Here is a 14,654-nt window from a genome sequence, read left to right as displayed (position 1 = left end):
CTCCATGGGAATTGCGCTCAGGGTGCATCGGCGCCCGTATGCAGCGGATGAATCCTCTACACGGTGTGGGCACGCTCCATTCACCGTGCCTGGCCGCCCGGTTGACCATAGTGGAAGTGCGCACTGCCGACACGGGATCCCCGACACGGCGCGCATTCGAGTTTGATCCACGCATCTGATCCGGCAACAGGAGTCGAGCATGGCCACGGCCAAAACCCGTAAGACCACCAAGACCCCCACCTCCCGCAAGCGCCCGCGCCCGGCCGAAGCAGCCGCGACCGCGGCCGAACCGCGCAGCCGCACCCCGGTCGTCAAAACCGCGACCCGCAAGGCCGCCGCCACCGATCCGCGCGCTGCGCGCGTGGCGGCCCGCCAGCGCCGTCTGCAGGACCAGGAAAAGGCCAAGGACGCGCGTGCGGCGAAGAAGGCCGCCAAATCCACGACCAAGAAGGCGACCCAGGCAGGCCCGCGCCGCCAGCCGGAGAAGATGCCTGCCGAACAGTTGGCCAAACCCGGCAACGAACACGCGATGCAGCTGGCCCCGCGCTTCCTCGCGCCGGATTACCAAGGCAGCGGCAAGCTCAAGGGCAAGCGCGCCATCATCACCGGTGCCGACTCGGGCATCGGCCGCGCGGTGGCCGTGCTGTTCGCCCGCGAAGGCGCCGATGTCGCCGTGCTGCACCTGGATGAAAAGAAGGACGCCAAGATCACCCGCGAGCACGTCGAGAAGGAAGGCGCCCGCTGCCTGGTGATCGCCGGCGACGTGCGCGACCCGGCGTTCTGCAACAAGGCGGTCAAGCAGGTGGTCAAGGCGTTCGGTGGGGTGGACATCCTGGTCAACAACGCCGCCTTCCAGCTGCATTGCGACCGCCTTGAAGACCTTGAGGACGAGCACCTGCAGGAAACCCTGCAGACCAACATCGGCGGTTACATCCAGATGGCGCGCGCGGTGCTGCCGCACCTGGGCGAAGGCGCCTGCATCATCAACAGCGGCTCGGAAACCGGCCTGTTCGGCAGCAAGTCGCTGGTGGACTATTCGGCGACCAAGGGCGCGATCCATGCCTTCACCAAGGCGCTGGCCAGCCAGCTGCTGCTGCGCGGCATCCGCGTCAATGCGGTCGCGCCCGGCCCGGTCTGGACCCCGCTGAATCCCGCCGACAAGAAGGCGCCGGACGTGGCCGAGTTCGGCCAGGACAGCGACATGGGCCGACCGGCGCAGCCGGAAGAGCTCTCGCCGGCGTACGTGTTCCTCGCCTCGCCGATTACTGCCAGCTACATCAGCGGCGTGATCCTGCCGGTGATGGGCGGGCCGCGCGGCTGACGGTCGGCACCGGCGCACCCGCGCCGTAGAACGCGGCGATCTGCGGAATGAAGTTCTGCGGGTTGGCCCCGACCAGGTTGGTCAGCACCACGATGGCCAGCCCCTGGTCGGGGTAAGCAATGAACGCCGAGCGCGCGCCGCCCATGCCGGCCACCTGGCGTTGCGGGGCTCCCTGCAATACCGCCCAGCCGTCTCCCCAGGCGGAAAGGTTTAACGCCCCGCGCGGGGGACATCACCCCCAACGACCGTTCGTCGGCGCGCGCCATCCGGCACTTGACGACACCTGTAGTCACTGGCACGGTAGCGACACGTGTAGTCATAGGGAGTGCGCCATGCGCGGCAAGACCATCGGGGACCAGGAACTGGCCCTGCTGCAGTACATCGCGGAACAGGACCGCCCCAGTGTCGGGGAGGTCGCCACCGGCTTCGGGGAGCCGCGCGGGCTGGCACGCTCGACCGTGCTGACCATGATGGAGCGCCTGCGCGCCAAGTCGTACCTGAGCCGCAAGCAGGTGGACGGCGTGTACCGCTATGCCACCACCAGTGGCCAGGACAGCGTGGTGCAGGGCGCCGTGGCCAGCTTCGTGGAGAAGACGCTGCAGGGCTCGGTCTCGCCGTTCGTTGCCTTCATGTCGCACAAGGTGGATGTCAGCGATCAGGAACTGGCCGAGCTGGAAGCGCTGGTCGCACAGTTGCAGTCACGCAAGCGGGAGGGCTGAGCCATGGACACGATGATGAGTGAGCTGTTGATGCGGCTGGGCTGGACCAGCGTGCAGAGCGCGGTGCTGGTGGCGCTGGTGTGGGGCGTGTGCCGCCTGCTGCCGCAGCTGCCGGCCGCCACCCGCTGCCGCCTGTGGTGGCTGGTGGCCGCACAGGCGGTACTGGGCCTGGTGTGGAGCAGCCCGCTGGAGTTGGCCGTGCTGCCCGCACCCGCCACCATGACGGCACCCGCGGTGGCGTTGCCCGCGTTCGATGCCGCCGTGCAGGCGGCCCCGGTCGCCTACGCGCCGGCCGCGGTCGAGACGGCGACGATGGCGTGGTCCTGGCCCTCGCTGCTGCTGGCCTTGTGGGCCGCCGGCGTGCTGTTGATGGTGGCGCACAGCCTGCGGGGCTACCGCGCCAGCCGCGCGCTGGTGCGCAGCGCCACCGAGTGCACCGACGCCGGGCTGCAGCAGGCATTGCAGTTGGCTGCCGAAGCCCACGGCCTGCGCCGTGCGCCGCGCCTGAAGCTCTCCGCGCAGATCCGCTCGCCGCAGTTGATCGGCCCCTGGCGGCCGGTGCTGCTGTTGCCAGCGCGCGAGCTGCCGGCGATGTCGGCCGACGACCTGGACATGGCGCTGACCCATGAGCTGATCCATCTGCAGCGCCGTGACCTGTGGTGGGGCCTGCTGCCGGCGGTGTCGCAGCATCTGTTCTTCTTCCACCCGCTGGTGCACGTGGCAGCCCGCGAGTACGCGCTGGCCCGCGAAGAAGCCTGCGATGGCGCCGTCGTGGCCGGGCATGGCCATTGCCGCCATGACTATGGCCGCCTGCTGGTGCAGCTCGGTGTCGCGCCGCGTCCTGCGGTGGGCGTGGCCAGCGCCTCGCCCAACCTGCGCAGTCTCAAGCGCCGCCTGGTGACCCTGCAGCAGACCCGCAACGTGCCGCGCGTGGCTTCGTTGGCGATCACTGCGTTGTTCGTGGTGGTCGGCGTGGCGCCGCTGCGTCTGGTGGCTGCGCCGCCGCCGCCGCCGGCCGCACCCCAGGCACCGGTCGCGCCCAGCGCACCCACCCCGCCGGCAGCGCTGCCGGCACCGGCACCGCGACCGGCCCCTGCGGCGCTGCCCGCGCCTGAGCCTGCTCCCGCGCCGGAACCGCTGTCGGCCCCGGAACCGCCGGCCGCGCCTGCCGCACCCCGTGCGCCGGAGCCGCCGAAGGATCTGGACGACGGCATGTCCTACGTCACCCACGGCCGGCTCGACATCGGCCGGCAGCCCGCGCAGGCCTTCGTGCTGATGGGCGGCGACGACAACTTCGTCGATGCGTCCGTCGCCGACCTCAAGCAGGCCCGACGCGACGTGGGCGGCAGCGCGCCGGCGCTGTGGGTACGCCGTGGCCAGGCGCGCTATCTGATCCGCGATCCTGCCGTGCTCAGCCAGCTCAGCCGCAGCCAATCCGACGTGGCCGCGCTGGGCAACGCACAGGCTGAACTGGGCGACCGCCAAGCCGTGATCGGGCAGCAGTTGGCCAACGTCTCGATGCAGGTCACCGCAGATGCTCTGGCGGCGGTGGATGTCGAGGCGGTAGCCGATCACGTCACCCGCCAGGCCGGCCTGGATGCGGCCGCCGAGGCCAACCAGGCCGCTCGGCAGGCGGGTGCGGCGTCAGCCAGCGCCAGCCAGTCAGCACGCCAGGCGCGCGTCGCCACAGCCAAGGCGGTGGATGCCCGCCAGATCACCCTGGTGGCACGCGAGCAGGCGCAACTGGGCCGCGAACAGGCGCGTCTGGCGCAGCAGCAGAGCCTGGCCTCGGCCCGCGCCGTGCGCGAGGTCCGCACGGCCATCGATCAGGCGCTGGCCAGCGGCAAGGCCAAGCGCCTGCGCGACTGACCCCGCCTGCCTGGCACGGCGGCCCGCAGATGATGGCGGGCCGCCGCCTTCAGTCGCAGCACGCGGCAGGGTTCAGCCGGTCACCCGCAGTTGGCGCGCACGATCCTGTTCTGCGCGTCCACTTCGATGCTGAGCCGGTCTTCGCGGAAATCCATCGTCATCGCCATGCCCGGCTTGAGCACGCGGGCGTTGCGCGCACCGCTGTCCTTCACCGCTTTCTGGATCACCGCCTCGGTGGCGGTCTGCCCGGTCAGGCCGGTGAGTTTTTCCGGGTCGCATTGGGAGGCGCTGCCGGCCACCGCGGGCGGCGCGGTGGAGGTGGGGCTGTCAGCCGGCGTCACCGCCGTCTTGCCGGGATGGCTGCACGCGGCCAGCGGCAGGGCGCAGCCCAGGGCGAACAGAAGGTTCAGACGCATGTGGTGGTCCTCCCACGGTAAGGACCCGCAGTGTCCGTGGGCCGGCCTTTACACCGCGTCAATGGCCTGCAGCGCCAACGTCTCCCGGTCACGCTGTTCCTCGGCCACCAGCCGTCGCATCAACAGCGCCAGGGTCACCACGTCCTGGTGGTTGTGCTCGGCCACGCGGCGCAGGTTCACCGCGCTGCCGCCGCGCAGGTAGTTCAACCACGCCGCCGGGGCTTCCGAGCCGGGCAGGTCGTCTTCGCGCACGATCTGCAGCAGCTGGCGTTCGATCGTGGCCAGCCGGCAGTTTTCCCAGGTACCGCGATAGCGGCGGCGGGTCGGGAACAGCAGGTCGACGTGATCCAGCGGGGTGATCGGGCAGCGCTGCCGCGCCAAACGGTAGCGGGTCTTGAGCAGCGGGGCGTCGTAGCAGCGGCCGTTGTAGCTGGAGAACACCGTGCTCGGCCGCAGCCACCCGGCGAACTCGCGCAGCATCGCGGTTTCGGCGGCCATCGTGGTCATCAGCAGCTGGCGGATGCGCAGGCCATCGCCGCGCTCGGGATGGGCGTGCCAGTCCGCGGCGCCGATCATGAAGGCGCGGGTGCCGGTACCGCCGGCCAGGCCAGTGGTTTCGGTATCGAAGAACAGCAGGTCCTGTGGCTGCACCTGTTCGCCCTCGCGCTTGGCGAAGGCGAGCGACAAGGGCTCGGTGGGAATGGCCTGGGCGACGAACGACTCGATCAGGAACAGGCCCGGCGCGATCTCCTCGCCCGGTACATGGCGGTCCTTGGCGTCCTCACGCGGGTGGGCGGTGCTGAGGCTCCGCTCGCGCAGGCCGAGCAGCCGGCGCAGGCCACCGATCTCGGGCTTGCGCAGCGCGGGCGCCGGGAGGGCAGGCGCTGCCGGTGCGGTATGGCGTGCGGCCTCACCGGTGGGCTTGTGGCGGATTTCCTGCTCCACCCAGCCGAACACGGAGGCGGGCGCGGGCGTGCGCGCGCGCGCGTCGTTGGCGGCGGCCGGGAGGGGCGCGGGGGCGGCGCCGCCGGTAGCGATGGTGTCACCCGCATCGGATCGGCCCGCAGTGGCGATGGACGGATCACGGGCCGGCGCGGGCGTTGCATCACCGGCCTGCCGGCGCAGCAGGCGCAGCTTGTCCAGGCTCAGGCTCACGGGGCGACCATCTCGGCGCTCTGGCGCTCACGCTCGGCGGCAGACGGCAACGCCGCGCTGTCGAACAGCGCCAGCACCTTCAGGGCCAGTGCCTTGGGCGTGGTGGCATCGTCTTCCTGGCCGGCCAGGACCGGCCCCACGCAGGCGGGGCAGCCGGCCTTGCAGTCGCAGCCCTGCACCAGCTCGCGCGCGCGCAGCAGCAGCTCCGCCTGGCGCAGCCACAGCGGCTCGCTCAGGCCCACACCGCCGGGGAAGTTGTCGTACAGATACACCGTCGGCACGAACTGCTGCTGCAGCTCGATCGCGCTGGCATCGAACTCGGCGCCCCGCAGCTGCCCGCGGCCACTCTGGTCGGCCACCGCGAACCACGCGCCATCGCCATTGCCGACCGCCTTCTGCAGGTCGCGCGCATCGGCCATCACCGCCACCGTGGCGACGATGTGCAGCGCATACGCCGCGCCGAGGAAGCCGTCCAGCGCTTCCTGCTTGCTGTCGAACGCGGTCAGCAGCAGCGCCTGCGGCAACTGCCACCACACCGCCGTGGTGTGCAGCTCCTGGTCGGGCAGGTTGACCGGGCCGTAGCCGATGTTTTCATGGGTGTAGTAGCGGATCTTCTTGTAGCCGGCCACGCGGCGCACCACGTGCACTTCGCCGTGGTGCGAATCGCCGCGCCCGGCAATGCAGCCATCGAAGCGGTCCAGCACCTTGAGCTTGGTGAAGTCGATGCTGTCGGTGTAGTAGTCCACGTGGGTACGCGTGACATAGGCCTTGCGGCCTTCCCAGTCCAGCCGCTCCACCTGGTAGGGCGTGGACTGCACCATGTGGATGGCACCTTCGTACAGCGTCAGCGCGGCGGCGGAGTAATCCACCTCGGCGATGATCTGCTGCTTGCCGTCGCTGCGGTCCACCACCACGAAGTTGCCGTCGGCGACCGAGCGCAGGCTGACCGCGTTGGCCGGGTAGCTGTCGGCGATCCACTCCCAGCGGTCGCCCTCGCGATGCACGACCTCGGTTTCGGCCAGCGCTTCGAGGAACACCAGCGGGTCGATCGGCCCGAACGGATCGCCGGCCAGGAAGGGCAGCTCGAAGGCGGCGCAGCGGATGTGGTCGAACAGGATCAGCGGCTGGTCCGGTGCGATGCGCGCATGCTCGGGCGAGGCCTCGGCGAAGAAGTCCGGATGCCGCACCACGTACTGGTCCAGCGGCTGCGAGCTGGCCACCATCACCCCCAGCGCGGGCTGCTGGCGACGACCGGCGCGGCCGAAGCGCTGCCAGGTCGCGGCGACGCTGCCCGGGTAGCCGTTGAGGATCACCACGTCCAGGCTGCCGATATCCACGCCCAGTTCCAGCGCCGAGGTGCTGACGATGCCGTCGATGTGCCCGGCGCGCATCGCCCGCTCGGTCTCGCGCCGTTCGGTCGGCAGGTAGCCGCCGCGGTAGGCGCGGATGCGGGCCGGCTTGCGCGGGTCGTGGTCGAAGATGTCCTTGAGGTACTTGGTCAGTACTTCGACCATCAACCGGCTCTGCGCGAAGATCAGCGTCTTCAGGCCGGATTTGATCGCGATGCGGGCAATGCGGTTGCTCTGCGAGCGGGCGGACGCACGCAGGCCGAGATCGGCGTTGACCACCGGCGGGTTCCACAGCAGCACGTGCTTGGGCCCGCTGGGCGCACCGGATTCGGTGATCGCGGTGACCGGCGCTTCAATCAATGCCTCGGCATGCGCCTGCGGATTGCCGATGGTCGCCGAGCACAGGATGAACTGCGGCTCCACCCCGTAGAACGCGCAGATCCGCTTGAGCCGGCGCAGCACGTTGGTAACGTGGCTGCCGAACACGCCGCGATAGGTGTGCACCTCATCGATCACCACATAGCGCAGGTTCTCGAAGAACTGCGCCCATTTGGTGTGATGCGGCAGGATCGCCTGGTGCAGCATGTCCGGGTTGGAGACCACGATGTCGCCGTGCAGGCGGATCGCCTGGCGCGCATCGCCTGGCGTATCGCCATCGAAGGTGAAGGCTTTCACGCCCAGGTCGCCGGCGCGATTGAGCTCCAGCAGCTCGGCCACCTGGTCCTGGGCCAGCGCCTTGGTCGGGAAAAGGTACAGCGCCTTGGCCTTGCCCTGCATCGCCGCGCTGACCACGGGCAGGGTGTAGCACAGCGACTTGCCGCTGGCGGTGGGGGTGACGATGGCCACGTGCTCGCCGCGCTGGCTGGCCTCCCAGGCCTGCGCCTGGTGGCTGTAAAGCTGCTCGATGCCGCGCGCCTTCAGCGCATTGACCAGCGCGGCGGGCACATCGGCCGGGATCGGCGCGTACTGGCCCTCGCGGGCGGGAATCGTGAAGCTGCCGGTGATGCGGTCGTTGTAGCGGCGCTGCAGGCGTGCGGTCAGCAGCGCACCATCGCGCGAGGGCAGCCCATCGGTGGTGGCGAGGCGGCGTTCGGCGTCCTCGGTCCGCTTGGCGAGTTCGTAAGCCATGGTCACAACGGTCTGCAAAGGACGCTATGGAAACATGACCGCGTCTCAATGTCTGAGACATCGCGATGCGGGCCGGTGAATGGTTCAGTGCCCGCCGCGCCGGCCGGACAGCTGCCATCAACGAAACCTGACGCCGGCCTCCGTATGCTTTGAGGCCAGCCCGCAACCAACATGGATGGAGTCGCTGTGGCATTACGTGGAGAGCAAGGTGCAGCGTTGCTGGCCGGCCTGGTGCTGGCCGCTGCCGTGCAGGCACAGCAGGTGGCGCCACCCGACCCCGTGGAGCCGCCGCCTGCACCGACGCAGGGGGATGTCACCACGCTGGGCGAGGTGCGTGCGCTCAAGCCCGACGACGAACCGCTGGATCTGTACCGCTTCAAGAATCCGGTACAGGTGCAGCCGAACCGCTTCAGCCGCACCTGGAGCGAACCCCCCTCGCCCGAGCAGGTCAGCATGAGCGGTGGCTATCTGATGATGGGCATCAACAAGGGGCTGGCCGCCGCGGCGCAGGGTGTGAACAAGCTCACCGGCGGACCGGATCAGATCCAGTCCGCGAGCGCCCGCCCACCGCCGGAGTTGACCGACGACGAGCAGCGCCGGGCACAGGAGGTGTGTGTGCAGCAGGGGGGATGCCCGGCGCCGCCGGCGCGCTGATCTGGCAGGGCAGTATCGCTCCGTCGCGCGTCAAGCGGGCCTCGCCCCCCGCCGCCGCTCCATCCACCACAGCAGCCCGGCGGCAAGCACGAAGCCCAGCAACCACGGCCAACGGGCCCCCGGCGTTTCGATCACCCCGGCCGACGTCGTGGCGGCGCCCGCCGCCAGGCGCTGCGCGGTCGCGTCGCGCAGCTGCTGGCGATGCAGCGGGCGTGCCTTGGCCGGATCGAATACGTAGAACGCCTGGCTGCGCTCACCCTGCTGCAGCTGATGCCAGCCAGCCTGGTCGGGCCAATAGCCGGCGCACCGCTCGGCACCGCTGGCTGGATCGATCCGCAGGGGAATGTGCGCGCCATCCGGTGCGCGCACCTGCGCGGCCTCCTGCAGCTGGCACAGCGCCATACGCTCGCCCGCCCATGGGGTGACCGCGTCGATCCGGGGCGCCTGCGCGGCAGCAATCGGGCGGGCCACGCTGGCCAGCACGCTGCTCCACAGCTCGGCGTGGCGATCGTCGCGACCGGCCAGCACCAGTCGATAGCTGTCGGTGACCGGCAGCAGCGCAACACGGCCCCGGCCCAGCGGGCGATAGCCGCCGATCGCGTTGCCCTTGTCATCGTGCAGCAGCGGTGTCGCGTCGTTGACCGTCACACCCAGTCGCTCCAGCACCGGCAGCGCGGCCTGGTGCGAGGCCATGTCGGCTTCGTCGATGTAGGTGGTGGTGTCCGCTGCAGGTCGTTGCGGGCCACGACGCGCCTGCAGCAACGCGGCATCGGCATCGGCCGGCAGTGACAGGGGCGCGGCCTGGTTGCTGCCGGTGACGGACAGGCCCCAGCTGCGTAGCGTCTGGCGGGCGCTGTCGCCAAGCGGGCCACCGGTGCGGACGAGAACGCCCAGCCCGCTACGGGCGGCCTGCTGCAGCGTGCTGCGCTGGGCAGCGGACAGGGTGCCCAGGCTGCGCTCATCGAGCAGCACGGCATCCGTCGCCGCCAGCGTCGCCGCGGTCAGCGCGACCGGCGCATCGCCGAGCGACACCCCACCGCCGGCATGGGCGTGCGCTTGTACGGCCAGCCCCGCATCGGTCGCCCAGCGACGCAGGTACTTCAACTCGGGCCCCGGCGCACCGGCGAGGATCAGCAGCCGCGGCGCTGCCGCGCCCACAGTGTCCACCGGTACCTCCAGCGTATCGACCACGTGCTGCCCGGCATCCAGCAGGCGCAGACGGAACGTGCTCTGCCCCGGCACGCGCGCGACACCATCAAGCTGCACGCGACCATCGGCCCCGGGCATTGCGCGGTCAACCACCAGCCCGGCCGGGTCCACCAGCTCGGCGCGTGCATTCGGCACGCCCTGCGCACGCGCGTTGACGGTGAACACCGCACCGGGCGCAGCAACCGGTGGCGGCTGCAGTGCGATCCAGCCCTGTGGTGCGCTGGGCCATTCGATACGCACGCCACGGGGCAGCGCGGCATCGCGATCGCGGGCCGACAGGCCATCGCCGATCAACCGAAGGGAGGTGGGACCGGGATGCTGGCGCAACACGGTGGCCAGGTCGGGTGCGGCGAGGGCGTCTGCTGCTTTCGTCGCTTCCGGCAGTGCGACCACGGTTTCGCCCGGCGCCGCTGACCAGCGCACCTGATCGGCCGCGCCAGTCAGCACGGTCAGCTGGCCACCGGCCACGCGCTGCATCGGTGGCACCAGGGTCAGGTAGAGCAGCACGGTCGCCACGGCCTGCAACACCAGCAGGCTGGCGAACACACCGGGTGCCCGCGCCGGTCCACGCCATTGCTGCCAGCACAGACGCGCGCTGCTCAGCAGCAGCACGGCGAACAGCGCGATCAGGGTCCAGCGCGGGTCGCTCACGGGGTGGCCTCCAGTGCATCCAGGTAGCGCTGACCCATGGCATCGGCGGCGTTGCGCCGGGCGACCTGCGGCAGTGGTCGCAGCAGCGCACGCCACAGCTGCGCGCGCAGGGCCTGATGGCAGTTGGCGCAGTCCGGGGTGATGCGCAGTGTTTCGATGGCGGCGGCCAGGCTCAGCGGGTCCGGCAGGCGCGCTTCATTGCGTCGCAGCCAGTGGGTCAGTGCATCCAGATCCGGCGCGCTGGCCGGATCGGCCAGCTGCTGCCAGACCTGCACGATGGCCTGGTCGGGTGCCTCCAGCGCACGCAGTGGCAAGGTGCGGCTGGCCAGGTCGGCGCGATCGCCGCTCATGCGTCGGCTCTCGTCGATCGGCGGCAGTTCCGGGCCGACCCGTGCCAGGTAGATGCGCTCGGCCTGCTGCACTTCCTTGATGAAGCCCAGCGCCTTGTAGGCGTAGGGCAGGGCACGCTCGGGCTGGCCCTGGCGCAGCTCGCCTTCCGACGACCACATCTGATCGAGCGCCGCCTTCAGCGTGGCGCGCGTCTTGGGATCGAGCAGGGTGGCGGCCTCGGCGTGATCGTGGGTATGGCCGTATTCGGAGAGCACGTCGGTGGCGCTGCCGAACACCGGGGCGCTGCCATCGGTCGGCGCGCCATGATCATGGTCGTCGTGGCCGGCCTGCGCCTGGGTCCTGGCATGGTCGCCATCGTGATCGTGATCGTCATCGTGCGCGGCCGCCGGTGTGTCACTGGTCGGCAGGGCATCGCTGGTCGGCGGTGGCTTGGCCCCGCCTTCGCTTTCCTCGCCGAGGAACTGGCCATAGCGCAGGCGCAGGATCCGCTGGTCCACGCCGATCGCATCGGCACGCTTCACGAATTCCTCTGCCGGCAGCTGGCGACGCTGTTTGATCAGCGCTTCAGCGTCGATGATGATCTGGCGCTGGCTGCGGAAATACGCGGGCAGGGTCTTCTTGACCATGCCCTCCATGTCGGTGCCCTGGATCTCCGCTGCGCTGGGCAGGCGCAGGATCACGCTGCTGCTCTGGGCGCTCTGCGCGCCGGGCGTGTGGGTGTCGCGCACGGTCAACTGCGCGATCACATCGTTGCCTTCGGTGGCGCCCAGCGCGGCGAGATCGAGCGTGCGCGCGAAGCGCCGCTGCGTCGCCGGTCCGGTGCCGGCGAGGTTGAAGGTCTGCTCGCGGAAGGTGATGTTCTCGCCGCTGCCCTGGGCCAGGGTGACCTTCAACTGTGCCGTGGCGACCACGCCGTAGTCGTCGGTAGCCTCGAACTGCAGCGGCCACTGGCGTTGGCCGGGCGTCCCCAGCACGAGACTGCGGTCCGGAGCGATCACGCGCACCACGGGCGGGCGATCGGGCACCACATCGAGCCGGTACAGGCGGGTGTCGCGCAGGGCAGGCTCGGTGATCACGCGGTACAGCGCCGGACGCGTGGCGGTCCACTGCGTGGTCCATTGGTCGCCATCGCGTTGCAGCGCGATGCGCTGGCCATCGTGGAACTGGAGCGCAGCGGCCTGCGGTTGCGCCGAGAAGCGCAGCGACCAGTGCAGGCGGCTGTCCTGCGGGACCTTGCCGTCCAGCGTGCTCTGCACCCGCGCGGCCTGCCCGGTGTAGGCCGGGGCGGTGATCTCCAGCCGGGCGGAACGCAGCTGCGGGGGCTGCGCAGGTGTGGCCGGCGGTGCCGCCGTGCCCGGCAACAGGGGCGCCGCGTCCGGGCCGCGCGGCCAGCCCAGCGCAAGCGCCATCACCACCACCGACGTGATCACCGAGGCCAGCAGCCACCGGCCCGGCCAGCGCGACCGCAGATCGGGCATGCGCGACTGCAGGGCGGCGGCGACATGTGCGCGCTGCCGCTGCTGCAACGGGTTCAATGCCGCCGGTAGGGCAAACAGCAGGTCGGCACTGTCCTGTGCGACCGGGTGGTCGTTCAGCCGGCGGACCAGCCATTGGCGATCCAGACCACGTGCGCGCCAGGTCGCCACGCCGGCGCTGACCAGCAACGTCAACAGCAGGACCACCGTAGCCGCGTTGAAGCCGGCCAGCCGCCACGCCACCGCGCTGATCGCCGACGCGACCGGCACCGCGAGCAGGGTGGTGATCCACCACTGGCGCCGGCGCGCGCGCTGCCAGGCGTGCTGGATGGCAGCGTTCATGCGCCTGCTCCGCGGCGCGGTGAGGTCGCCATTGCCCGTTCCAGCGCGAACAGCAGCACGATCAGCGCCAGCAGCCAGGGGCTCAGCTCGCGCGGTGCGGGCAGCGGCGTGGCGCCGCCGCGCAGCGGCTGCTGTGTCGCTGCCGCCGCGAGGGTCGGCGGGGCGGGTGCGGCGAGGACGGCCAGCAACTGGCGCGGGAAACCGGGATCGCGCAGCACCGGCAGGGCCGTCGGTGTCAGCGGCGACGCGAAGCGCAGCAGGCGACCCTGTCCTTCGGACCGCTGTTCCAGCACCACTGCACCCTCTGCATCGCGCAGGATGGGCATCCAGCCGGCCTCCGCAGCACCGGGCGCGACCAGTACGCTGCCGCCCTGGTGCACCCACGCCTGCCAGGCAGCAGGCAGCGGCGCAGCGGCGAGCCACACGCCGGTCTGCCCGGCATCGGGGGCGGTACCGGCACCGCGGGCAGGAGACAACGCCTGGTTGGACCAGGCACGCTGCAGCGCGGCCAGCACGCGCTGCTCGCCTTCTGCGATCTCGCCACCGACCTGCAGCACCGGCGGTGCGGCGGTGCGCGTGCTGGCCGGCGCCAACGGCACCGGCCGCCAATCCACGGCACGCGACAGGCGCGGGCGCTCGCCATCCAGTCCGGGCATCGGGTCGGGCACGTACACCGTCAGCGGTGCGCCGGCAGGCAGTGTCTGGTCCAGCTCACGCAGCAGGCTGGACAGCGCGGAAGCGGTCGCCGGGGCGGCATCGGCCAGTGCGGGGAAGCCCGGAGCCAGCCAGCGCCAATCTCCCTTCGCGTCCTGGCCACGCAGGGCCGTACCGTCCAGACCAGGGGCGACCACCGTGACCGGGTGGATGTCGGCGGCGCCACCGTACAGCACCGGCCGCGCCAGCAACAGGGCCAGTGCAGCCAGCAGCAGCAGCCGCACCAGCAGCAGCGGCCACGCGTCGAAGCGGATCTTCTGGTGCGGCCGGATCCGGGCCTGCAGCCAGCGCAGCGCGGCGAAGTCGAGTGGCGCGTACTGATGCCGCCGCGCCAGGTGGATCAGCAGCGGGACCAGCCAGGCGGCCAGTGCCAGCAGTCCGAGCGGAAACAGCAGGCTCACGCGCCGCCTCCGGCACCGAGCAGCGCCCGCAGCGGCTGATCCAGCGGCTGGTCGAGATAGCCGGTGGCATGCACGATGCCGCTGCTCTGCAGCCGCGCCTGCAACGCGCGCTGGGCGGTATCGAAACGGGCCAGGTATTCGGCACGGATCGCACGGCCATCGCCCAGCAGCTCATCGCCGGTTTCCGGATCGCGGAAGCGGTGGCCGTCGGTGAACGGGAAATCGCGCTCTTCGGCGGTCAGTACCTGCAGGTGCAGCACCTCGCGGCGGGCGGCGGCCAGCCGTTCCAGCAGCACGATGCCGCCCTCGTCGAAACCGTCGCCCAGCGCGACCAGCAGGTCGCCGGCCTGCACCCGCTCCCAGACCGGGGCCAGGGAAGTGACCGGCGGCCACGTGCCGCTGGCCAGGAGTTGGCGCAGCAGCAGGTGCACGCGGTCACGCTGGCGCGGGCCGTGCCCGGCGGGGACCAGTTGCACGCCCTCGCCGCCGATGGCGATCACGCCGAAGCGGTCGCTTTGCTGCAGGGCCAGTTCGACCAGGCAGGCGGCGGTGGCGCAGAGGTGGTCCAGGCGCGACCAGTCCGGTCGCGCACGGTCGCTCTGGCGCGCCGAGGCGGTCGCATCGATCAGCACCCAGGCCGTGATCGGGCTTTCGCGTTCGGATTCACGCACGAAGAAGCGGTCCGAGCGCGCGTAGAGCTTCCAGTCGATCTGGCGCAGTTCATCGCCAGGTTCATAGGCGCGGTACTGCGCGAACTCCAGCCCGGCGCCGCGGCTGCGGCTGGCGTGCTGGCCGATGCCGTGCGCGCCGCGTGCACGCCGTGGCAGCAGCCGCAGCGCCTTCAGGCGGCTGCGGACATCGGCGGGGATCGCGATCGGTGCGTTGCGGCTCACGGTGTGC

11 protein-coding genes and 1 pseudogene are annotated in these 14,654 nt (G+C 70.9%); 4 read left to right on the top strand and 8 right to left on the bottom strand.

Features of this window, described 5'->3' with window-relative positions:
- Window positions 1-199: 199 nt before the first annotated feature.
- A complete protein-coding gene (locus POS15_RS17300; protein ID WP_284128562.1) occupies window positions 200-1,321 on the top strand; it encodes an SDR family oxidoreductase in 1,122 nt (373 codons plus the stop codon).
- On the opposite strand, the pseudogene POS15_RS17295 reads toward POS15_RS17300, so the two are convergent.
- Window positions 1,278-1,511: pseudogene (locus POS15_RS17295) on the bottom strand (serine hydrolase); the annotation flags it as partial. The gene POS15_RS17300 and the pseudogene POS15_RS17295 sit on opposite strands and share 44 nt — an antisense overlap.
- Window positions 1,512-1,653: 142 nt before the next feature.
- Between POS15_RS17295 and POS15_RS17290 the strand changes: the two are divergent.
- A complete protein-coding gene (locus POS15_RS17290; protein ID WP_019184134.1) occupies window positions 1,654-2,040 on the top strand; it encodes a BlaI/MecI/CopY family transcriptional regulator in 387 nt (128 codons plus the stop codon).
- A 15-nt stretch (window positions 2,041-2,055) separates the two neighbouring features.
- Entirely contained in the window at window positions 2,056-3,909 is a 1,854-nt protein-coding gene (locus POS15_RS17285; RefSeq protein WP_343313387.1) for a M56 family metallopeptidase, read from the top strand.
- 80 nt (window positions 3,910-3,989) lie between these two features.
- On the opposite strand, the gene POS15_RS17280 is transcribed toward POS15_RS17285, so the two are convergent.
- Genes POS15_RS17280 through POS15_RS17270 form a run of 3 tightly spaced genes read right to left on the bottom strand, consistent with a single transcriptional unit; the run spans window position 3,990 to window position 7,957 of the window.
- Window positions 3,990-4,325: an I78 family peptidase inhibitor gene (locus tag POS15_RS17280; RefSeq protein WP_284128561.1), complete on the bottom strand. Its 336-nt coding sequence runs from the start codon at window positions 4,323-4,325 to the stop codon at window positions 3,990-3,992.
- A 48-nt stretch (window positions 4,326-4,373) separates the two neighbouring features.
- Window positions 4,374-5,480: a ribonuclease H-like domain-containing protein gene (locus POS15_RS17275; protein ID WP_019184940.1), complete on the bottom strand. Its 1,107-nt coding sequence runs from the start codon at window positions 5,478-5,480 to the stop codon at window positions 4,374-4,376.
- Window positions 5,477-7,957: a DEAD/DEAH box helicase gene (locus tag POS15_RS17270; protein ID WP_026070064.1), complete on the bottom strand. Its 2,481-nt coding sequence runs from the start codon at window positions 7,955-7,957 to the stop codon at window positions 5,477-5,479. Before POS15_RS17270 ends, POS15_RS17275 begins: the two co-directional genes overlap by 4 nt.
- Window positions 7,958-8,128: 171 nt before the next feature.
- On the opposite strand from POS15_RS17270, the gene POS15_RS17265 reads away from it, so the two are divergent.
- Window positions 8,129-8,611 (top strand): hypothetical protein, encoded by a 483-nt coding sequence (locus POS15_RS17265; RefSeq protein ID WP_019184938.1) that lies wholly within the window; start codon window positions 8,129-8,131, stop codon window positions 8,609-8,611.
- Between the two features lie 30 nt (window positions 8,612-8,641).
- Here the strand turns inward: POS15_RS17265 and POS15_RS17260 are convergent, their stop codons facing one another.
- From POS15_RS17260 to POS15_RS17245, 4 genes are read right to left on the bottom strand one after another with little or no spacing between them, the layout of a single operon-like run.
- On the bottom strand, window positions 8,642-10,471 hold the full coding sequence (locus tag POS15_RS17260; RefSeq protein WP_284128560.1) for a hypothetical protein: 1,830 nt from the start codon (window positions 10,469-10,471) through the stop codon (window positions 8,642-8,644).
- Window positions 10,468-12,639 (bottom strand): hypothetical protein, encoded by a 2,172-nt coding sequence (locus POS15_RS17255; RefSeq protein ID WP_284128559.1) that lies wholly within the window; start codon window positions 12,637-12,639, stop codon window positions 10,468-10,470. The genes POS15_RS17260 and POS15_RS17255 overlap by 4 nt, the downstream gene beginning before the upstream one ends.
- Window positions 12,636-13,754: a BatA domain-containing protein gene (locus tag POS15_RS17250; protein ID WP_284128558.1), complete on the bottom strand. Its 1,119-nt coding sequence runs from the start codon at window positions 13,752-13,754 to the stop codon at window positions 12,636-12,638. Before POS15_RS17250 ends, POS15_RS17255 begins: the two co-directional genes overlap by 4 nt.
- A complete protein-coding gene (locus POS15_RS17245) occupies window positions 13,751-14,647 on the bottom strand; it encodes a DUF58 domain-containing protein (protein ID WP_284128557.1) in 897 nt (298 codons plus the stop codon). Before POS15_RS17245 ends, POS15_RS17250 begins: the two co-directional genes overlap by 4 nt.
- Window positions 14,648-14,654: the final 7 nt, after the last annotated feature.

The organism is Stenotrophomonas sp. BIO128-Bstrain (assembly GCF_030128875.1).
Lineage (GTDB): Bacteria > Pseudomonadota > Gammaproteobacteria > Xanthomonadales > Xanthomonadaceae > Stenotrophomonas > Stenotrophomonas bentonitica_A.
The sequence above is the reverse complement of the archived record's forward strand: the minus strand, read 5'-3'. Positions and strand labels throughout refer to the sequence as shown.